This window comes from Halorubrum sp. AS12 (genome assembly GCF_051122765.1).
GTDB classification, from domain to species: Archaea; Halobacteriota; Halobacteria; order Halobacteriales; family Haloferacaceae; genus Halorubrum; species Halorubrum trapanicum.
This window is the reverse complement of record NZ_CP185385.1, coordinates 894,047-914,222: the sequence shown is the minus strand read 5'-3', so window position 1 is coordinate 914,222 and position 20,176 is coordinate 894,047. Positions and strand designations below refer to the sequence as shown.

At 69.0% G+C, this 20,176-nt stretch carries 18 protein-coding genes and 1 pseudogene; 10 read left to right on the top strand and 9 right to left on the bottom strand.

Annotated features, from left to right (window positions below; translation table 11 throughout):
* Window positions 1-44: 44 nt before the first annotated feature.
* Complete coding sequence (locus ACODNG_RS04580) at window positions 45-488, top strand: DUF7313 family protein (protein ID WP_434522610.1); 444 nt, start codon at window positions 45-47, stop codon at window positions 486-488.
* A gap of 35 nt (window positions 489-523) precedes the next feature.
* On the opposite strand, the gene ACODNG_RS04575 is transcribed toward ACODNG_RS04580, so the two are convergent.
* The 5 genes from ACODNG_RS04575 to ACODNG_RS04555 all read right to left on the bottom strand — a co-directional run bounded on the left by ACODNG_RS04575 (window position 524) and on the right by ACODNG_RS04555 (window position 5,501).
* Complete coding sequence (locus ACODNG_RS04575; protein ID WP_434522609.1) at window positions 524-1,846, bottom strand: M28 family peptidase; 1,323 nt, start codon at window positions 1,844-1,846, stop codon at window positions 524-526.
* A gap of 95 nt (window positions 1,847-1,941) precedes the next feature.
* Entirely contained in the window at window positions 1,942-2,601 is a 660-nt protein-coding gene (locus tag ACODNG_RS04570; protein WP_434522608.1) for a DUF420 domain-containing protein, read from the bottom strand.
* 92 nt (window positions 2,602-2,693) lie between these two features.
* Entirely contained in the window at window positions 2,694-3,746 is a 1,053-nt protein-coding gene (locus ACODNG_RS04565; RefSeq protein WP_434522607.1) for an NAD(P)-dependent glycerol-1-phosphate dehydrogenase, read from the bottom strand.
* 116 nt (window positions 3,747-3,862) lie between these two features.
* On the bottom strand, window positions 3,863-4,561 hold the full coding sequence (locus tag ACODNG_RS04560) for a LysE family translocator (RefSeq protein ID WP_434522606.1): 699 nt from the start codon (window positions 4,559-4,561) through the stop codon (window positions 3,863-3,865).
* 148 nt (window positions 4,562-4,709) lie between these two features.
* On the bottom strand, window positions 4,710-5,501 hold the full coding sequence (locus tag ACODNG_RS04555; RefSeq protein WP_434522605.1) for a DUF2103 domain-containing protein: 792 nt from the start codon (window positions 5,499-5,501) through the stop codon (window positions 4,710-4,712).
* Window positions 5,502-5,633: 132 nt separating this feature from the next.
* On the opposite strand from ACODNG_RS04555, the gene ACODNG_RS04550 reads away from it, so the two are divergent.
* Both ACODNG_RS04550 and ACODNG_RS04545 read left to right on the top strand, forming a co-directional pair.
* Complete coding sequence (locus tag ACODNG_RS04550; RefSeq protein ID WP_434522604.1) at window positions 5,634-6,392, top strand: hypothetical protein; 759 nt, start codon at window positions 5,634-5,636, stop codon at window positions 6,390-6,392.
* Window positions 6,389-7,024, top strand: coding sequence for a hypothetical protein (locus ACODNG_RS04545; protein WP_434522603.1), 636 nt, complete (start codon window positions 6,389-6,391; stop codon window positions 7,022-7,024). The genes ACODNG_RS04550 and ACODNG_RS04545 overlap by 4 nt, the downstream gene beginning before the upstream one ends.
* 70 nt (window positions 7,025-7,094) lie before the next feature.
* Here ACODNG_RS04545 and ACODNG_RS04540 read toward each other — a convergent pair whose 3' ends face one another.
* Both ACODNG_RS04540 and aroA read right to left on the bottom strand, forming a co-directional pair.
* On the bottom strand, window positions 7,095-8,294 hold the full coding sequence (locus ACODNG_RS04540; RefSeq protein ID WP_434522602.1) for an ArsA family ATPase: 1,200 nt from the start codon (window positions 8,292-8,294) through the stop codon (window positions 7,095-7,097).
* A 459-nt stretch (window positions 8,295-8,753) separates the two neighbouring features.
* Window positions 8,754-10,143: pseudogene (gene aroA / locus ACODNG_RS04535) on the bottom strand (3-phosphoshikimate 1-carboxyvinyltransferase).
* Window positions 10,144-10,279: 136 nt separating this feature from the next.
* Here aroA and ACODNG_RS04530 point away from each other — a divergent pair.
* A complete protein-coding gene (locus tag ACODNG_RS04530) occupies window positions 10,280-10,816 on the top strand; it encodes a multiprotein bridging factor aMBF1 (RefSeq protein ID WP_434522601.1) in 537 nt (178 codons plus the stop codon).
* Between the two features lie 81 nt (window positions 10,817-10,897).
* On the opposite strand, the gene ACODNG_RS04525 is transcribed toward ACODNG_RS04530, so the two are convergent.
* Together ACODNG_RS04525 and ACODNG_RS04520 are read right to left on the bottom strand one after the other, a co-directional pair.
* The gene (locus tag ACODNG_RS04525; protein WP_434522600.1) at window positions 10,898-11,308 is read right to left on the bottom strand and encodes a disulfide bond formation protein B; all 411 of its coding nucleotides are present in this window, start codon (window positions 11,306-11,308) and stop codon (window positions 10,898-10,900) included.
* Window positions 11,305-12,099: a DICT sensory domain-containing protein gene (locus ACODNG_RS04520; protein ID WP_434522599.1), complete on the bottom strand. Its 795-nt coding sequence runs from the start codon at window positions 12,097-12,099 to the stop codon at window positions 11,305-11,307. The genes ACODNG_RS04525 and ACODNG_RS04520 overlap by 4 nt, the downstream gene beginning before the upstream one ends.
* A 156-nt stretch (window positions 12,100-12,255) precedes the next feature.
* On the opposite strand from ACODNG_RS04520, the gene tpiA reads away from it, so the two are divergent.
* The 6 genes from tpiA (at window position 12,256) to ACODNG_RS04490 (ending at window position 20,124) form a co-directional block, all read left to right on the top strand.
* A complete protein-coding gene (gene tpiA, locus ACODNG_RS04515) occupies window positions 12,256-12,900 on the top strand; it encodes a triose-phosphate isomerase (protein ID WP_434522598.1) in 645 nt (214 codons plus the stop codon).
* 224 nt (window positions 12,901-13,124) lie between these two features.
* Window positions 13,125-15,071 carry a molecular chaperone DnaK gene (gene dnaK, locus ACODNG_RS04510; protein WP_434522597.1) on the top strand — a complete coding sequence of 649 codons (1,947 nt, stop codon included), beginning with the start codon at window positions 13,125-13,127 and terminating at the stop codon, window positions 15,069-15,071.
* 72 nt (window positions 15,072-15,143) lie between these two features.
* Window positions 15,144-16,310: a molecular chaperone DnaJ gene (gene dnaJ, locus ACODNG_RS04505; RefSeq protein ID WP_434522596.1), complete on the top strand. Its 1,167-nt coding sequence runs from the start codon at window positions 15,144-15,146 to the stop codon at window positions 16,308-16,310.
* Between the two features lie 94 nt (window positions 16,311-16,404).
* Window positions 16,405-16,725 (top strand): cupin domain-containing protein, encoded by a 321-nt coding sequence (locus ACODNG_RS04500; RefSeq protein ID WP_434522595.1) that lies wholly within the window; start codon window positions 16,405-16,407, stop codon window positions 16,723-16,725.
* Between the two features lie 273 nt (window positions 16,726-16,998).
* Entirely contained in the window at window positions 16,999-17,760 is a 762-nt protein-coding gene (locus ACODNG_RS04495) for a hypothetical protein (protein WP_434522594.1), read from the top strand.
* Between the two features lie 606 nt (window positions 17,761-18,366).
* Complete coding sequence (locus ACODNG_RS04490; RefSeq protein ID WP_434523055.1) at window positions 18,367-20,124, top strand: ABC transporter substrate-binding protein; 1,758 nt, start codon at window positions 18,367-18,369, stop codon at window positions 20,122-20,124.
* The last annotated feature ends 52 nt before the right edge of the window (window positions 20,125-20,176 follow it).

The window sequence follows — 20,176 nt, the reverse complement described above, 5'->3', positions numbered from 1 at the left end:
CCGATCGGAAACACTCTAATACGTCGTGAACGGAAATGGTGGATATGGACCCACTGCAGTTCCTCGTTCCCCTCGGCTGGCTGTCGGCCGTCGGGCCGGTGCTGCCGTACGCGATCTTCGTGATGACCGTCGCGAACCTCGCGACGCGGCACCTCGCGCACAAGCGGCACGTCGAACAGGGACAGGACGCCGACAGCGTGGAGGCGTACACGCCGCACGTGTTCACCAACGTCGGACTCGTCCTCCTGAGCTTCCTGTTCATCCTCGACTCGCCGGTGAGCGGGACGATCCTGTCGATACTCGTGCTCGCGATGTTCATCGCCGACTTCTTCGAGCTTGAGGCGCGCAACGTCGAGGCGCGCAACGACATGGAGATCGAGGCGCCGAAAAGCTCGATCGCCGCCTCACTCATCGTGTTGGTGTGGTCGTCGTACTACGCGCTGTTCTTCGTCATCGAAGGGTTCTGGAACCAGTTCGTCGTCGCCTGACGGACGCCGACCGCGGCTCTCCTTCCGCTCTCCGCTCAGAACGTCCAGTCGCCGGTGAGCTTCATCCCCGTCGCCTTCCCCTCGGCTTCGAGCGCCGCGGCGATCTCGTCGGTGTCCCGGCGCGGGATCGACGCGTCCGCCTCGGCGAGGTCGACGACGAGTTCGGTGAGGAGGATCGCCTGCTCCCTGAGGTTCCGCGACTCCAGTTTGTCGAGCGTGTCGGCGTGGGTGTGGCCCCAGCCGCGACCGCGCCCCTCGGTCTCGCCGGAGACCATGTACCCCGGAATGCCCCGCTTCACGAACGGCCAGTGGTCGCTGTGGGGAACGAGCTCCCCGCCCGTTGATATCGGGTGATCGAAGTGGTCGCTCACGCGCTCGGCGGCCTCGGCGAGCGCGTCGAAGTCGTGGTGATCGAGCCGGAGCGTCCGGCCGAACACGTTGCTGTCGACGTTGACGACGGCGCGGACCGCCTCTCGGTCGGCCGCCTCCGCGGCCACCGACGACCCGACGAGTCCGACCTCCTCGGCGCCGAACGCGGCGAACCGCACTCCGATATCGAGCTCGTCCTCCCTGGCCGCGAGCGCCCGCGCGACCTCGACGATCGTCGCCGTCCCCGCCCCGTTGTCCATCGCGCCCTCCGCGAGGTCGTGGGCGTCGACGTGCGAGGAGACGATCAGGTGCTCGTCGGTGTCGGGACCGAGTTCGGCGACCGCGTTCCCGCTCGTCGCCGTCGGCGTCTCGCAGTCGACCGCGACGGTCACGTTGTCGCCCTCGTTCCGCCGTGCGAGCCGGGCGCCGGTCTCCTTCGAGACGCCGACCGCCGGAATCGCCCCGATCGGCGCGTCCGCGGTCCCCACGCTCCCCGTCGGTGGGAGCGTTCCCTCGACGTGGTTGGCGAAGACGAAGGCGGCGGCGCCCGCGTCGACCGCGCGGTAGTACTTCTCGCGGCGGTGGACGAACCGGTCGACGGACTCCGGTGTGTCCGACGAGACCATCACGACCTTACCGTCGAGGTCGGTCTCGAAGTCCTCCGGGACGCCGTGTGCGAGGTCGACGAACTCCCCGGTCGCCTCGCCGCTCGGGCTTCGCGGCAGCGCGATACAGGCGTTCGGGCCGACCGCGAGCGGGTCGTCGGTCGCTGCGTCGCGGACCGCGCTGTCGCCGCGCTCCCAGCCCTGGATCTCGAACGCCTCTATCGCGGCGTTGCGCGCGCCGGCGTCGGCGAACGCGTCGCGGGTCAGCTCCAGCGCCTCGCGCTCGCCCGGCGAGCCGGCCATCCGGTCGCCGACGTCGACGAGGTCGAGGAGGTGGTTCCAGCCCGCGTCGCTCGTGAACGTCTCGCCGATCCAGTCGGTCATGGGTAGGGGTGTCGCGGCCGCCGCTCAAGCGTTTCGGTGGCGGCGGGCGCGGCCGGGATTGGGGGAGGGAGGGAGGGACGGGTCGCCGGGAGCACTCAGACCGGAACGGCCGGCAGGAGGACCGCGGCGGCCTCGGCGGCCGCGAACGTCGAGTCGTACAGGTGGTTGAGGAGGAGGTAGGTGACGACCCCCAGCGCGAGCGAGAGGATCCACGCGCTCGCCGCGATCCGGCCGACGCGCCGGTGGGGCGTCTCGGTCCGCAGCTCCTGTTCCGTGTGCGTGAGTCCGAGGACGACCGCGTAGAGGACGACGGGGACCGAAATCACGGAGAGGACGATGTGAATCGCGAGCATGACCAGGTACGCCGGGTACACCGGGTCCCACAGCGGGACCCACGCGTACGCCGAGTCCAGCACGAACTCCTTGGTGCCGCCGCCCGCGACCTTCGGGAGGTACATCCCGAGGAACAGGAGGATGAGACCGAACGAGGTCGTCATCGCCGCGGCGTGTTTCTTCACCTCGTCGTTGCGGATCCAGTACCAGCCGAGCGAGAGGGAGATCACGGTGACCGTGTTGACGGCGGCGATGGCGTGTGCGAGCAGATTGACGGTCCCCTGCGTGAGCGTCGGGAACAGCGCCTGGAACTCCGGCACGAGGAACACGCCGCCGACGGCGCCGTAGCCGACGACGGTGAGGAGGACGGTTATCTCTGTGGTCCGCGCTTTGGCCCGCTCACGAACGCTGGCGGTGGACATATCGGGAGGAGGGAACGGAGCGATAAGTCGGCTTCGGGTGCTCCCGTCGGTCGGGAGGTTTCCCCGCCTTCGTCCCGACCCCGGCGGGACGACTACCGATCGATGACGCCGGTCGCGGTCGCGACCTCGATCGCTGCCTCCTCGTTGATCCCGCCCTGGAGGATCGTGTAGCGGTCGCGGATCTCGTGGGCGCTCGTGAGGGCGGCGAGCAGCTCCGCGTCGTCGATCCCCAGTTCGCCCGCGGTCGTCGGGGCGTCGAGTTCGTCGAGGGCGTCGCGGATGGCGCTCCACCGCCCGTTCTCGCCGCTGTGGAGGTACTCGGTCATGATCGACGCGACGCCCACCTGGTGGCCGTGGAGCGCCTTGCCGGGGGCGATCCGGTCGAGCTGGTGGGAGATGAGGTGTTCCGCCCCGGACGCGGGCCGCGAGGAGTCGGCGATAGACATCGCGACGCCGGAGGAGACGAGCGCCTTCACGACGACCCACGCCGACTCCTCTAAGCCCGGGCGGATCATGTCGGCGTTCTCGACGAGCAGCTCCGCGGTCATCTCCGAGAGCGCGCCCGCGTACTCGCTGTACTCGACGTTCCGCAGGCGGCGGGCGAGCCGCCAGTCCTTCACCGCGGTGTAGTTGGAGATGATGTCCGCACACCCCGCGGTGGTGAGCCGCCACGGCGCGTCCGCGATCAGCGTCGTGTCCGCGACGACCGCGAGCGGCGGGTGGGCGGCGACCGAGTGGCGCGTGTCGCCCTCGGGGATCGAGGAGCGCCCCGAGACGATCCCGTCGTGAGAGGCGACGGTCGGGACGGAGACGAAGCCGACGTCGAGGTGGTCGGCGGCCATCTTCGCGATGTCGATCGGCTTCCCGCCACCGAGGGCGATCAGGTAGCCGGGGTCGACCGCCTCCGCGGTCTCGGTCAGCTTCTCGACGGCCGCGAACGAGGCCTCCTCGACGACGGCGGTCGCGGGGTCGTCGAACTGCGCCCGGACGCGGTCGCCGGCGATCTCGTTGGGCGTGGGGCTGGTCACGATCAGCGGCCGTCCCGTGAGGTAGAGGTCGCCGACCGCCTCCCCGAGGTCGTCGATGACGCCGTGTCCCACGAGGACGTTCCGCGGGAGCTTGATCCACGTCGTCTTTTCGAACATACGGGGCGGTCGCGCCGACGGGTCAAAGCCGTTGTCCATGTCGGCCGCGACCGATCGGGGCGGCGCGGCGGCGGGCGCGGGAGGTCGATCGGTCTCCCGATCGTTCGCTCGCCCCGCTACGCCCCGAGCGCCGCCAGCGTCGTCGCCGCGTCGTAGAGGAAGTAAACGCCGAAGCCGGCGAGCACGACCGCGGAGCCGACGGCGACGAGCGGCGCGAACGTCTCGATCCGGCGCTCCGCGGCGACGAGTCCGGTCGGGAACCCCACGATCCACGTCAACACGCCGAGGAAGAACCCGCCGATGAGCGTCGGCGAGCCGGTGGCGACCACGAGCGTCCCGGCGAGGTCGCTCCCGATTACGGGTAGCTCGGCCAGCACGTCGAGTTCGCCGGGGCGGAGGAGTCCGACGCCGATCGTCAGCCAGAACAGCACCTGGTACGGGTTCGTTAAGGCGAGCACCAGCGCCTTGCGGAACCCCTTCCCCTCTTCGACGACGGGGTCGTCGCCCGAGGTCGGGCGGAACGACTCCCGTGCGCCTCGGGCCGCCCCGACGGCGAAGTACAGCATCAAGACGCCACCGACAGCAACCATGGCGCCCTGTAACAGCGGGAACGACTCCACGACCGCGACGACGCCGACGTACGCGAGGACGAAGAAGATCGCGTCGGCGGTCGCGGCGCCGAGACCGGCCCGGAACCCGGCGACGCGACCGCGGAGGACCGACTCCTCGGCGATCACGGCGTTCATCGGACCCGGCGGGGCCGCGAGCGCCAGCCCGAAGACGACGCCCGCACCGAGCGTAACGAGAGTACTCACACCGCTCGAAACGCCCGTTTTCGTGAAAAACCCCGCGACAGAGAGGCGGTCAGTAGCGGTCGGTTCCGGGTCGCGTGCCCGAGATCGACGCATTGACGGACGGATCCGAACACCGGGGTCGGGACCGGTCCGGGACCGTGGCCCGCGGCTACGCGTCCTGGAGTTCGGCGTCGCGGAGCGCCTCGTTGAGGTCCTCGCGGACGCGCTCGCCGGTCTCGCGGTCCATCGCCGTGGTGACGATCCGGTTCTCCTGGACGCTGGAGCCGTCCCGCAGGAGGAGCCGAACGTTGCCGTTCGTTCCCGCGCGCGTCGCCTTCGCGCGGAGGCCGGTCCGCGACCCCGTCCCCCCGGCGTCGATGGGACCGGGAACGATCTTCTTGACGTGCGGGTGTTCCGCGACGGTCTGGACGGCCTTTCGGCCCTTGCGGTCGCCGATGAGCGTCGAGTGTGACCCGCCGATCTTCTCGCGCGGCGGCGTCTCGACCACCGCCAGCGACCGGTCGCCTCGCCGGTCGAGGACCCACGCGACGACCGGACTCACGTCCTCGTCGTCGCCGTCGCGCTCGCCGGACGCACCACCGCGGCCGCTCCCGCCCGCGCCGCCGTCGGGGACGCGGTAGAACTCGTGGTGGAGCTGCGCGCGCGTCTCGCGGAGGGGTTCGCGCTCCCCGGCGGCGTAGACTGTCTCGGGGCGCTTCCGCCGGATCTCGTCGGCGACGCGGCCGGCGAAGTTCCGCAGTTGGACCTCGCTCAGTCGCTCTCCCTCCTCCGGGCGCGTGGTGACCGTCGTCTCGCCGACGACCGTGTCCTCGTACAACAGCGTCAGGTGGGCGCGGTCGGTCTCGAACTCGGCGACGACCGCGTCGGCGTTGGCGGTGTTGCAGGTCAGACAGTAGTCCCCGGGCTTCTCGATCGGGGTGCCACACCGCCGGCAGTTCATACCGGTCGAACGGACGTACCGGGTAAAAGGGCGTCCGTTTGCCGTCCGATCGAAGCCTCCGGGTCGCGGACGGGGTCGTCGTCGGCGTCTCGGAGCGACCTCTTATTACCCTCGCCGGACTCCGTACCGGACATGAACGGAGATCGACGCCGCGACGCCGACGACGGTGCGGAGGCGGATGTCGATGACGCGGAGACCGTCGAGGCGGAGACCGTCGAGGCGGAGACCGTCGAGGCGGATGCCGACGTGGCGGCTGTCGGTGATGAGGAGACCGTCGAGGCGGCCGAACCGGAAACCGTCGAGGACCGGCTGGCGCGGCTGGTCCGCGACGGTCGATTCAACGCGCTCGCGGCGTGGGCGATGATCGCGGTCCTCGCCGGCGTGCTCCTCGAAAGCGCGCTCGACTCCGACCTGCTGTCGGCGGCGATCGCGATCGGACTCGGCGCGGTGGTGCTCGCGCCCACCGTCGCGGCCCGCGACTGGCGGGCGATGCTGCCGGCGGAGCTGGTCGGTCTCGCACTGTTGCCGATCCTCGTGCGCGCCCTCTTCGGCGGCGAACTCGGGACGTTCGCGACGTACGTCGCCATCGCGGCGCTGGCGCTCGTGATCGCCGTCGACCTCCAGATGTTCACCACGCTGCGGCTCACCCACTGGTTCGCGGTCGTCTTCGTCGTGATGGCGACGCTGGCGACCGCGGCGGTGTGGACGGTGCTGCGCTGGAACCTCGACCAGCGCGTCGGCACCGAGTTCCTGACGACGAACGACGCGCTGATGATCGAGTGGATCTACGTCACGCTGGCCGGACTCGCTGCGGGGCTGCTCTTCGACGGTTACTTCCGGCGGCGCGGACGCCGCCTCCGGCGCGTCATCCGGCGGGTGGTGCGCCGATGACGCTGCTCCCCCGCCCCTCGCTCAGATCCCAGCGGCGGCTCACGGGCGCGATGCAGGTCCTCCTCGTCGGTATCGTCGCGTACGGCTTCCTCGCGGGCGAGCAGAAGGCGATAAGCAACGGGATCATGGCGTTCCTCGTCACGCTGATTCCGGCGGCGCTGGAGCGTCGGTACGACCTCCCCTTGGACCCCTGGCTCGCGCTGTGGATCACGATGGCGGTGTTCCTCCACACGATCGGGTCGGCCGGATTCTACGCCCGGGTCGAGTGGTGGGACCACCTGACGCACGCGCTGTCGTCCTCGCTCGTCGCCGCGGTCGGGTACACGACGATGCGCGCGGTCGACCTCCACAGCGACGGGATCCGGATCCCGCCGCGGTTCGCGTTCGTCTTCATCGTCGTGGTCGTCCTCGCGTTCGGCGTGCTCTGGGAGCTGTTCGAGTTCGGTCTCGACATCGTCGCGACCGAGACGGGCATCGACATGCCGCTCGCGCAACACGGACTCGACGACACGATCCTCGATCTCATGTACAACACCGTCGGCGCGGTCCTGGTGGGCCTGTTCGGACAGGCGCACCTCACCGGGGTCGCGGAGACGGTCCGCAACCGGCTGCTCGGGAGCGCGGCCGAGTAAGGGGAGCACGGCCGAGTAGTGGGAGCGCGGCCGAGTAGAGCGAACGCGCGGCGGCGGCACCCCGGGCCGCTCAGTTCAGGCAGGCGGCGACGACCCGCAGCGCGGCCTCGCCCCGCACCTCGTTCGCGAGCAGGGGCACCCGCTTCACGTCGCGGGCGCGGAACAGGTCGGTCGCCTCCCGGAGCGCGTTCTGCTGGACCTCCCAGCGGCGCGCGCAGAACTCGCAGGTGTCCGGGTTCGGTTCCACGATCCAGTCGGGGTCGATCGCGGTCTCGTTCCCGCTCGTCACGTCACCGACGCCCTCCATCACCCGGTTGACGACGAGGGTGTTCACCGGAATCCCGAACTCGTCGAGGCGGCCGACGAGCCGCTCGGACTCGACGACGCTCATCTCCTCGGGGATCATCACGACGCGGAAGTCGGTCTTCGCGGGGTCGCGCAGGACGGCCCGCAGTCGCTCGATGCGCTCGCGCAGTTCTTCGAGGTCGGCGGAGGGGTCCGGCTCGTCGTCGCCCCCGCCGAACATCCCCTTGATCCCGTCCATCATCCCGGAGAAGCGCTGGCGGAGCTTCATCACGCGGCCGAGCATCGAGTCCATGATCTCCGGCAGCTGGAGCAGCCGGAGGGTGTGACCGGTCGGCGCGGTGTCGACGACGACGCGGTCGAACCGCGGGTCGTCGAGGTACTCCAACAGCTGGCGCATCGCCGCGGCCTCGTCGGCGCCGGGCATCGTGCCGCCGAGGAGGCCGCCGAGCCCCTCGTCGCCTCCCTCGCCCGCAGCTCCGGCGTCCCCGCCGTCGGGACCGCCGGCGCCGCCCATCGGTCCCTCGCCGCCCATCCCGCCCATCGCGTCGCCCATCTCGCCCAGCCCGCCGAGGGGGTCGCCGTCGGCGCCGAACATCCCCTCGTCGACCGCGGCGTCGGGGTCGATCTCGGCGGCGTACAGGGGAATATCCTCGCGGATGCGCGATGGCTCGGCGGGGATCTCCGTCTCGTAGGTGTCCGAAAGCGAGTGCGCGGGGTCCGTGGAGACGACGAGCGTCCGGACGCCGCCCGCGGCCGAGGCCAGCCCCGTCGCGGCCGCCATTGTCGTCTTTCCGACGCCGCCCTTCCCGCCGTACAGCACGTAGTCGGGCGCGTCGACGCCCGCCGGGAGGTCGGCGAGGTCCTCGTCGACGGTGAGGGATTCGTCGCCGTCGGCCGGCTCGACGGCGCTCTCGTCTTCGGGCTCGTCGACGCGGTCGACGGGCTCGACGTCGATGTCGTCCATACCGAACTGTCGTTCCGGCGGGCTTGTGTACCCGTCGGTCCCGAGAAGACATCGGCGCGGTTCCTGCGACGAACTCCCTCGAATTCACAGTCTTCTATTTATAAATGGTTGAGTACGGACGGACACCGAACACTCCCAAAGGCTCAGTCGCCGGCTTATATATAATTGACCGGAGATCGGCGGCGAACGGCTCCAAAGCCCCAGCCGCGAGGACTCGGTGTGCTCGCTGCGCTCCTCGTTCGCTCGCTTCGCTCACTCACTGCGGTGCTTGCGTCGCGCGCCGTCGTCCTCACGGCTGCCCCTTTGAGTCCCACCCACCCGCGACCGCACAGCACCTCACGCCTCCCCAGCCTCGTCGCGGCCGCTTAAAAGCGGCCGCGACTCCCTCGCGTGTGCGACTCACGCCCTTCGGGCGTTCGTCGGCACGCGCCACCGCACCGCCGTCTATTTATAAAGGACTTATTCGATCGCGCCGTCGCGCTCAACGTCCATCCCGAGGTCGGCCATCGCGTCGAAGAAATTGGGGAACGAGACGTCGACGTGTTCGGCGCCGCGGACGGTTGTCGTCCCTTCGGCGGCGAGCGCGGCGACGGACAGCGCCATCACGATCCGGTGGTCGTGACGGCCGTCGACGGTCGCGCCGCGCAGTTCGCTCTCGTCGCCGTGGACCGTGAGTACGTCGGGTTCCTCGGTCGTCTCGGCGCCGAGTTTCTCCAGTTCCTCGGCCATCGCGGAGACGCGGTCCGTCTCCTTGTAGCGGACGTGCTCGCAGTTCTCGATCCGGGTCTTCCCGTCCGCGACCGCGCCGAGCGCGGCAATAGTGGGGAGGAGGTCGGGCGTGTCGCCTACATCGACGGTGACGCCAGAGAGGTCGGCGCGCTCGACCGCGATTCTCGCCGGCCTCGCGGTCCCAGTCGACGGGCGCGCCCATGCGCTCGACGACCTCGACGATCGCGGCGTCACCCTGTGCGCTGGGTCGCGCGCCCTCGATCCGGACCGTCTCGCCGGGCGCGGCCGCGACCGCGCCCGCGCCGAGCAGGTACGAGATGGAGGAGAAGTCGCCGGGGACCGCGTACGTCCCCTCGCTCGGCGCGTACGTCTGTCCGCCCGGAACGGAGAATCCCGCGGCGCCCGCGGCGCCGTCGAGGGGCTCGCCGGACTCGTCGACCGGGGTCGCCTCGACGCCGAAGTCGGCGAGCAGTTCGAGCGTGATGTCGACGTACGGCGCCGACTTGAGGTCGGTCGTGAGGTCGACTTCGACCCCCTCGTCGGTGACTGCGCCGGCCATCAGCAGCGCCGTGACGTACTGCGAGGAGACGTCGCCCGGGATCGCGACCTCGCCGCCCGCGAGCGGGCCGGTGACGACGAGCGGCGCCTGCCCGTTCCCCCGCGTCGACTCCGCACGGACGCCGAGGTTGGCGAGCGCGTCGAGGAGCGGTCCCTGCGGGCGCGACCGCAGCGAGTCGTCGCCGGTGAGGACCGTCGCGCCGTCAGCGAGCGCGGCCGCCGCGGTGACGAGCCGCATCGTCGTCCCGGAGTTCGCGCAGTCGATCACGTCGTCGGGGACCTCGGGGCGGCCGTCGAACCCCTCGACCGCGAGCGCGTCGGCGTCACCGAGATCGGGAGCGTCGAGGTTCGACCCGGAACCACCGCCCTCCGCGGGCGCGACCGAGCCGCCGAACGCGGCGACGGCGCGGGCGGTCGCCCGCGTGTCGGCGGAGATCAGCGGCGACTCGACGGTCGCGCCGTCGCTGTACCCGGCGGCGAGCAGCGCGCGGTGAGTGTAGCTCTTCGACGGCGGTGCGCGCGCGGTCCCGCGGAGGGTCGAGCGCGTGACGTGGGCGTCCATACCCCACTCTGCCGGCCGCGGCGACAAGTCGGTACCGACCGCGGCACGATTACGATCGGTGCGCGTCGAGACGCAGATGCGCTCGCCGCGGCGCCGCGGCACACCCTTTATACCATCGGGAGCGTTAGCGTCGCGTATGCCCCAGTGTGAGATGTGCGGCGCCGAGGAGGCCTCGCTGACGACGACGAAGGTCGAAGGCGCCGAGCTGGAGCTTTGTAGCTCGTGTACGGACTTCGGCACCGAAGTCCGCGACGAGTCGACCAGCTCCGGCGGCGGCAAGTACTCCACCAGCTCCAGCACCGGGAAGTCGTCCTCGTCGTCCGGCTCGTCCGGCTCGTCGAGCGGTTCCGGAAGCTCCGGCGGCTCGACCCGCCCCCGCGACATGTTCGACGACATGGACGAGATCGCCACCGACTACGACGAGCGGATCCGCGAGGCGCGGGAGTCGCGCGGGCTGAGCCAAGAGGAGCTGGCCGACCAGCTCAACGAGAAGGCGAGCCTCATTCGCAAGCTCGAACGCAGCGACACGCTCCCGACCGACGAGGTCCAGCGCAAGCTCGAACGCGCGCTCGACATCTCGCTGGTCGAGGGGCAGTCGTCCGACGACGCCGACTGGGAGACCAACGACGCGGGCACGATGACGCTCGGCGACGTCGTCAAGCGCAAGGACTGAACGGGCCGGGTTCGAACGGGCCGGGTTCGAACGTGACCGTCCGGGCCGCCGTTCTCGTTTCTGTCGCTCGCGCTCACCTCCTCAGACGCGTCGCCGCATGCCGACGAGCAGGACCGCGAGCAGCCCGAACGCGACGAGCGAGAGGTTCGGAATCGTGAGTCCGAGCACTGGACTCCGCCACAGCACGGTCGCGCACGGGCCGCCGAGCGAACACTGTCCCATCGTCGCCTGGAGGTACGAGTGATACGCGGCGAGGCTCAGACCGATCGCCACGAGCGGCAGCGCGGTCCGCCGGACTGCCGGTCGCTCCTCGACGGTCGCGACGCCGAGGACGACGACGAGCGGGTACATGGCGATCCGCTGGTACCAGCACAGGTCGCAGGGGGTGAGACCGAGTCCGAGGCTGAACCAGAGGCTCCCCGCGGTCGCGACCGTCGCGACGACCGTCGCGGCCGACAGCCACGCGGTCGTCTCCGAAAGCCGACCCCTCACACAGTCTCCCCGCCCTCGTCCGTCTGCTCTGACCCCCCGTAGCGCTCGGTCAGGTAGTCGATGATGTAATCGACGGTCTCGGGGTCGTAGCTCCAGAACCCGTAGAACTCCCCCGGGGCGCGCTCCTCGGCGAGCAGCGCGCACTTCGCGTCCTCGTACCCGCCGCCGTCGTACGCGACGAACCACGTCTCGCGGATCTCTGCGGTCTCACCGACGTGGACGGCGTAGTGTTCCACGTCCGGTGCGTCCCCCTCGTCGGCGGCGTACGCGTGGACGTCGAGCCGCTCCTTCTCGCCGAGTAAGTCGTAGGTGTCCGCCTCACCGGTGAGTACGTCGAGCGTCTGGAACCCGGCGTGAAGCTCCCCGTCGCCGACCCGCCAGGCGCGGTCCTCGATCTCGCGGGACGCGGCGACCATGTCCTCGCGAGAGTAGGAGGTGAACATCGTCTCGTCGAGGTGGTCCAACACCGGCCGCCCGACGCGTTCGCCGGTTCCCACTTCGGCTCCCGGTCCGTCATCCGCCGCTGCTCCTTCCCTGTCCCCCGACGATCTCGCTCCGTCCCCGCCGGGGCGCGGCAACAGCTCGTCGACGGTCACGGCCGTGACGAACTCCCCGTCCCGCGCCAGCACGGCGAACTCCTTCGGTCCGGAGGCCGTCTGGTCGCCGACGATCCGGACGTTGCGGTCGGCGAAGTGCTCCCGAAGCTCGTCCGTCACCGCCGGATCGGCGTTGAACACAGTCAGCGTGGCCTCGTGGGCTTCCACGCCAGCGATGAGCTCGATGAGGGACATCCCTTGTCGGACCCACAGTAGCGGGGTATAAGGTCGTTTCTGCTGTCCGGACCTCGGGCCCCTCGGAACTGAAACTCGCGAGGAGTCACGACGAGAGGTCGTCGGGGGAGCGCCGCGAAGCGTGAAGCTATTTGCGCCGCGTCCCCGAGTGAGGGTATGTTCATTCTGGTGAACCTCAAGGCGTACCCGTGCGATCCGATCGAAGTCGCGACCGCGGCCCGCGACGTGGCCGAGGCGTCCGGCGCCCGGATCGCGGTCTCGCCGCAGGCCGCCGACATCGCCCGCGTCGCGGACACCGGCGTCGAGACGTGGGCACAGCACGTCTCGCCGAACGCGCACGGCTCCCACACCGGCTCGACGCTCTCCGAGGCCGTCGCGGAAAACGGCGCCGAGGGGACCCTCATCAACCACTCTGAGAACCGCCTGAAGCTCGCGGACGTCGACGGCTCCGTCCGGGCGGCCGAGCGCGCCGACCTGGAGACGATCGTCTGCGCGAACAACCCCGCGCAGGTCGGCGCCGCCGCCGCGCTCGGTCCCGACGCGGTCGCCGTCGAACCCCCGGAACTGATCGGAGGCGACGTCTCCGTCGCCACCGCCGACCCCGGGATCGTCGAGGACGCGGTCGCGGCCGCCGAGTCCGTCGACCCCGCGGTCGACGTGTTCTGCGGTGCCGGCGTCTCGACCGGCGAGGACGTCGCGACCGCCGGCGACCTCGGCGCCGCGGGCGTCCTGCTCGCCTCCGGCGTCGCGAAGGCGGACGACCCCGAATCGGTGCTCGAAGACCTCGTGAGCGGGATCTGAGACGGATATCTGAGTTGGAGACCCGAGATGAGGGCGGCGAGGCGATCCGCGACCGGGTCCTCGGCGATTCCGAAGCGCCGCTGCGTTTGCGGATCTGTATAAAGACATCGATGTGACCGACTCACACGATCGGGAAATCGCACGACTGCGGCGCCTTCTTTCTTCCGGCGGAATGGCAGCGTCTAGTAACCTTTAACCGAAACAAGCCGCTACCTGTGAGCAAGATGGCGAGCAACAAAATTCTCGGTATCGACCTCGGTACCACCAACTCCGCGTTCGCGGTGATGGAGGGCGACGAGCCCGAGATCATCGCCAACGCGGAAGGCGACCGAACCACTCCGTCGGTCGTCGCCTTCGCCGACGACGACGAGCGGCTCGTCGGCAAGCCGGCGAAGAACCAGGCCGTTCAGAACCCCGACCGCACTATCCAGTCGATCAAGCGGCACATGGGTGAGGACGGTTACACCGTCGAGATCGGCGACGAGGAGTACACGCCCGAGCAGGTGTCGGCGATGATCCTCCAGAAGATCAAGCGCGACGCCGAGGAGTACCTCGGCGACGACGTCGAGAAGGCGGTCATCACCGTCCCCGCCTACTTCAACGACAAGCAGCGGCAGGCGACGAAGGACGCCGGCGAGATCGCCGGCTTCGAGGTCGAGCGCATCGTCAACGAGCCGACCGCGGCCTCCATGGCGTACGGTCTCGACGACGAGTCCGACCAGACCGTCCTCGTGTACGACCTCGGGGGCGGCACGTTCGACGTGTCGGTCCTCGATCTGGGCGGCGGCGTCTACGAGGTCGTCGCCACGAACGGGGACAACGACCTCGGCGGCGACGACTGGGACGAGGCGCTCATCGACCACCTCGCCGACGAGTTCGAAAACGACCACGGGATCGACCTCCGCGAGGACCGACAGGCGCTCCAGCGGCTGAAAGACGCGGCCGAGGAGGCGAAGATCGAGCTGTCCAACAAGAAGGAGACCACCGTCAACCTCCCCTTCATCACCGCGACCGACAGCGGTCCGGTCCACCTCGAACAGTCCGTCACCCGCGCGACGTTCGAGAACCTCACGTCGGACCTCATCGGGCGCACCGTCGATCCGACCGAGCAGGCGCTCGCCGACGCCGACTACTCCAAGTCTGACATCGACGAGGTCATCCTCGTCGGCGGCTCCACCCGGATGCCGCAGGTTCAAGAGAAGGTCGAGGAGTTGGTCGGTCAGGAGCCGAAGAAGAACGTCAACCCGGACGAGGCGGTCGCGCTCGGCGCGGCGGTCCAGGGCGGCGTGCTCTCCGGCGACGTGGATGACATCGTCCTGCTGGACGTCACCCCGCTCTCGCTCGGGATCGAGGTGAAGGGCGGTCTCTTCGAGCGGCTCATCGAGAAGAACACCACGATCCCGACCGAGGAGTCGAAGGTGTTCACCACGGCCGCGGACAACCAGACCTCCGTCAACGTCCGCGTCTTCCAGGGCGAACGCGAGATCGCCGAGGAGAACGAGCTGCTCGGCGCGTTCCAGCTCTCCGGCATCCCGCCGGCGCCCGCCGGGACCCCGCAAATCGAGGTCTCCTTCAACATCGACGAGAACGGCATCGTCAACGTCGAAGCCGAAGACCAGGGCTCCGGCAACGCCGAGTCGATCACCATCGAGGGCGGCGTCGGCCTCTCTGACGAGGAGATCGATGAGATGGAAGAGGAGGCAGAGAAGCACAAGGAGGAGGACGAGGCCCGTCGTGAGCGGATCGAGGCCCGCAACGAGGCCGAGACGACGATCCAGCGCGCCGAGACCCTCTTAGAGGAGAACGAGGAGGAGCTGGACGACGAGGAGCTCGTCGCCGACATCGAGGCGGCCATCGAGGATGTCGAGGAAGTGCTCGAAGACGAGGACGCCGACACCGACGAGATCGAGTCCGCCACCGAGGCCCTCACCGAGGAGCTGCAGGAGATCGGCAAGCAGATGTACGAGGGACAGGCCGCGCAGGCCGGTCCGGGCGGCGCGGGCGGCGCCGGTCCCGGCGGCATGGGCGGTATGGGCGGCGCGGGTGGTCCCGGCGGCGCGGGTGGTCCCGGCGGCGCGGCCGGCCCCGGCGGTGCCGGTCCCGGCGCCGACGCGGACGACGAGGAGTACGTCGACGCCGACTTCGAGGACGTGGACGACGACGAAGAGTAACGCCGACCCTCTCGCCTTCGGACGGGCCGTTTAACACGACCCAACCACGAACGACTCAACAACGAACAACGCATGAGCGAAGATTTCTACGACGTCCTCGGCGTGTCGCGGGACGCCAACGAGGAGGAGATCAAGAAGGCGTACCGCAAGCAGGCCGCCGAACACCACCCCGACGTCAGCGACGACGACGACGCCGAGGAGCGGTTCAAGAAGATCCAGAAGGCCAAGGAGGTGCTCACCGACGAGCAGAAGCGGAAGCAGTACGACCAGATGGGTCACGACCGGTTCACCGAGGCCGACAAGCGCGGCGCGACCGGGGGCGGCGGTCCGGGCGGCGCCGGCGGTCCCTTCGGCGGCGCGGGCGGTGCCGGGGGCGCCGGCGGCTTCGAGGACATCTTTAACCAGTTCTTCGGCGGCGGCGGTCGCGGCCGCGGCGGCGGTGGCGGCGGCAACCGACCGCGACAGGGCCGCGACCTCAAGACGGGGCTGACGATCGACCTCGAAGCGGCGTTCGAGGGCGCGACAAAGGAGGTCACGCTCACGCGACCGACGACCTGCGCCACCTGCGACGGCGCGGGCCACCCCCCGGACGCGGACGTGGAGACGTGCCCGCAGTGTAACGGCCGCGGACAGGTCCAGCAGGTCCAGCAGACGCCGCTCGGGCGCGTCCAGCAGACGTCGACGTGTCCCCGCTGCGAGGGCGAGGGCGAACTGTACAGCGAGGACTGCGCCGACTGCGGCGGCGACGGCGTCGTCCGCGAGGAGGCGACGCTCTCGGTCGAGATTCCGGCCGGGATCCGTTCCGGACAGAGCCTCCGGATGGAGCGCGAGGGCGCCCCCGGTGAGAACGGCGGCCCGAAGGGCGACCTGCTCATCGAGGTCGACGTCGACGTCGGCGACCGATTCGAGCGCGACGGCGACGACCTCCGCGTCAACGAGGCCGTCTCGTTCCCGCAGGCCGTCTTCGGCGACACCGTCGAGGTGGAGACGGTCGACGGCAGCGTCGAGATGGACGTTCCCGCCGGCACCCAGAGCGGCGAGACGTTCCGGCTTCAGGGGAAGGGAATGCCCCGTCTCCGTCGTCGTGGGCGCGGCGACCTCTACGTTCAGGTCGCGGTCGTCGTCCCCGAGTCGCTCAACGACGAACAGCGCGAGGCGCTGGAGGCGTTCGCCGAGGCCGGCGGCGAGGACATCGACGTCGGCGGTGGCTTCTTCGAGAAGCTGAAAAGTTCGTTCTGACCGGCGTCTCCGCCGCCGGTCACGCGTCTCCGACTGCGGAATCTTGGCTTCCGCAGCCCGTAGCTTTTCCGCCCTCCGGCTCGTCCACCGAGACATGGGCTACGACACGACGGCCTACGACGACGTCGAACCGCGCGCTCCCGGGATGTACTTCCTCCGTGAGGCGCTCGACTGCGAGAACCTCGGCGTGACCGTCGTCGAGGCCGACGACGGTTGGGAGGGGATGGAGCACGACCACGGCGACGCCGACCACGAGGAGGTGTACGTGCTGCTCCACGGCGAGGCGACGCTCACCGTCGACGGGGACGACGTCGACCTCGCGCCCGGCGACGCGGTCCGCGTCGACCCCGGGTCCACGCGCGACCTCGCCTTCTCGGCGGACGGCTCGAAGATGGTCATCGCCGGCGCACCCTGACGCCGGCTCGAAGATCGTCATCCCCGGCGCGCCCTGACGCCGGCTCGAAGATGGTCATCGCCGGCGCACCCTGACGCCGGCTCGAAGATGGTCATCGCCGGCGCACCCTGACGCCGGCTCGAAGATGGTCATCGCCGGCGCACCCTGACGCCGGCTCGAAGATCGTCATCCCCGGCGCGCCCTGAGCGTCGGCGTCGACGCTGCCGGGTCTGTTCTCGACCTCCCGACGGGCGACGCCGCAGCGTTAAGGCTCGCGCGCTCCGAGAGCCGCGCATGGACCTCGTCGGCGACCTGCTCGCTCGCGACCGGCGCAGCCGCGACGCGGCGCTCGTCACGCCGGACGGCCGGGAGCGAACCCACCACGACCTGATCACGAACGGCTACAAGGCGGCGAACGTGCTCCGCTACCTCGGCGTCCGCGCGGGCGCGACCGTCGCCGTCGACCCGACACCGGGGTTTCACACGACGCTCGCGTTCCTCGGCGCCGCCGCCGTCGGCGCCCCGGTTCGGTTCGACCCGGAAGCAGGGATTGAGGCGGGCGACCGCGTCGTGCTCGCCCCGGTCGCGACCGCGGCAGCTCTCGATCCGGCGCCCGGGACGAACATCGCTGCGTTCGGGGGAGCGCCCGACCGCCCCGACACGACTCACTGGGAACAGGAGCTGTGGAGCGAGAACCCGGGAACCCCGCCGAGCGATGTCGATCCCGCCGACACCGCTATCGTCGGGCCGGGTCGCGAGTTCAGCCACCGCGAACTGTGTTCCACCGCGACGGCCGCAGTCGAGGCGGTCGAGATGGACGCGGAGACGCGGGTGGTTCTCCGCCGCCCGTTCTCCGATCTGCCCGCCGTCGCGGCCGGTCTCGTCGCCTCGCTCTCGGTCGACGGGACCGCGGTGCTCGCCCCTCCGAGCGACGGTCGCGAGGCGGACGACGGAGACGGGGAGTCCCGCGGCGACGTGGCCGTGGCTCCGGCGGATACGAACGTTCCGGAGCCGCGCCGGGTCGACCCGGCGACGCTCGCGTCGACGGCGGAGTGAACGCTGTTCGGAGCCACGGCTGGTCGGACCGAACGCCGACGTAGGTGATTCGCCTCTCGGCTCACGCCTCCGAACCACGACCGAACCGTCATATTCCGGCCCAGTTCTTCTCAAAATCCCGTCACATCTGCGGCAGATCGGGTATGGACTGGAACTTACTCGACATATTTGTGGTTTCAAGATCTAAACACACTTTTATTCTATAATGATTATTCATTTTTCCTTGTCGGCTTGCCGTTCTATACTTTTCGATTGTATATGTATTCGGTCGTATAAATCCGATTTTGTCCAATAATACGTTCCAAACGCACTACCCCAGCGTATCGTAACATATTATAGTAATCAGTTGTAGGATGTGGTATGCCAAGTCGGCACAACGCATCCGATAACAACCAAACGATAAATCGACGTAACGTTATCGCCACCATCGGGGCGGCTGGAGCAGCCAGCCTGGCCGGGTGTGGCGGCCAATCCGACGGCGGCGACGGCGGCGATGGCGGCGATGGCGGCGACGGAGGTGACGGCGGCGATGGCGGTGACGGTGGAGAACTCTTCCCCCTCGACGTCCAGCTCGAAGTCAACGCCGACAACAGCGACCGGCTTCAGATGGTCGAGCTCATCGCCGAGTCGATGGAGCAGACCGGCTACTTCAACACGACGGTCGAGACGTACGAGTGGAACACGTACACCGGCCGCGTGCTCGACCCCGAGTACCAGAACAACGGGTACGTTCCCTGTATCGGCCTTTCCGGCACGTTCAACCCCGGGAGCTTCTGTAACGCCCTCCACCACTCCAGCAACATCGGCGCATGTTGTAACCTCAACGGGATCAGCGACTCCGAGCTGGACGACATGATGGACTCCGCGCGGTACGGTGTCGAGGTCGCTCAGGACCCCGAACTCCGCGCAGAGCGGTACGACGAGGTCTGGAACTACCTCGCGGACGAGCGCTACAGCTCGATCACTCACTTCGGTCTCTCCACCTCCGTCTCCAACACGGACCTCCACGGCTTCGACATGTGGCCCTTCCAGGGCAACCTGTACAGCTACAACATGTTCGCGCCGCAGGAAGAGCAGGTCATGTGGATCGACCGCGACAACACCGCGGGCGACTCCGACCTCTCGGATTTCCGCGAAGGCGGCACGCTGTCCATGGCCATCTCCGCGAACGTCGAGTCGTTCGACCCGCCGCACAGCAGCGACACGACGTCGACGCTGGCGCAGAACTTCATCTACGAGGGACTTGTCGCCAACGACAAGCAGGGTAACATCCACCCGTGGCTCGCCGAGAGCTACGAGCTGCTGGACACGGCCGACGTCGACCGAACCGCGTACGCGGACTACATGTCGGCGGTCGGGACGACCGAGGAGGGCGCGATAGACACGGACGAGCAGGTCATCGTCCAGCACCCGGAGGACAGCCCCGCCGAGGACGACGAAGTCCGCGTGCTGCTCCCCGACGACGCCACCAAGGCGGCCGAGGACGGAACCTACGGGATGGAGTACCGGTACAACCTCCAGGAGGGCGTCGAGTTCCACAACGGCGACGAACTCACCGCGGAGGACGTGGTCGCGACCTACGAGTACGCCGAGAACTCCGTGCTCGCCCCCCAGACGTTCGACTCGGTGCTGACCGTGACTCAGGTCGACGAGTACACCGTCGACATCTACGCTCAGATTGCCGACGCCGAGGCCGAGCGCTCGCTCCCCGCGCTGCTCATTCTCAACTCCACGCAGATCGAGGAAGTCGAGAAGGGCAACATCGACCCGCGTCAGGGCAACACCCCCATCGGGACGGGTCCCTACGAGTTCTCCGAGTTCGAGGACGCCCAGTACTACGAGGTCACGAAGTTCGACAACTACTGGACCGAGCAGAAGGGCGTTAGCGAGGCGTTCAGCTGGTTCGACGGCTCCGATGAGTTCCCGGACGGTCCGGTCATCGACGCCTTCGAGATCGACATCGTCCCCGACAACTCCACTCGTTCCGGGGCGCTCCAGAACGGCGAGATCGACTCCACCTACGGGCTGAACACCTCGACGCTCGACCAGTTCGACTCCTCGGAGGACTTCCTCCTGTACGAGATCGAGACCGGCGGCTACGAGTACATCCAGTACCCGGCCAACGTCGCGCCGTTCGACGACGCTCGGCTCCGGCAGGCGATCAACCACCTGATCCCGCGCGAACGGATCGTCGAGAACGTGTTCAGCGGCTACGGGCGTCCGGCGTGGACGCCTATCCCCGAGCTGGCACAGGGAAGCGGGACCACCGACGCCGAGGCCTTAGAGGAAGAGCTTCGGCCGACGAACGAGTACAACGTCGAACGCGCCGAAGAGCTGCTCGAGCAGGTCGCCGCGGACAACTGAGGCGTTCCGCGGACACCCCGTTTCCGATCACACAAATGACGTCATTACGTCT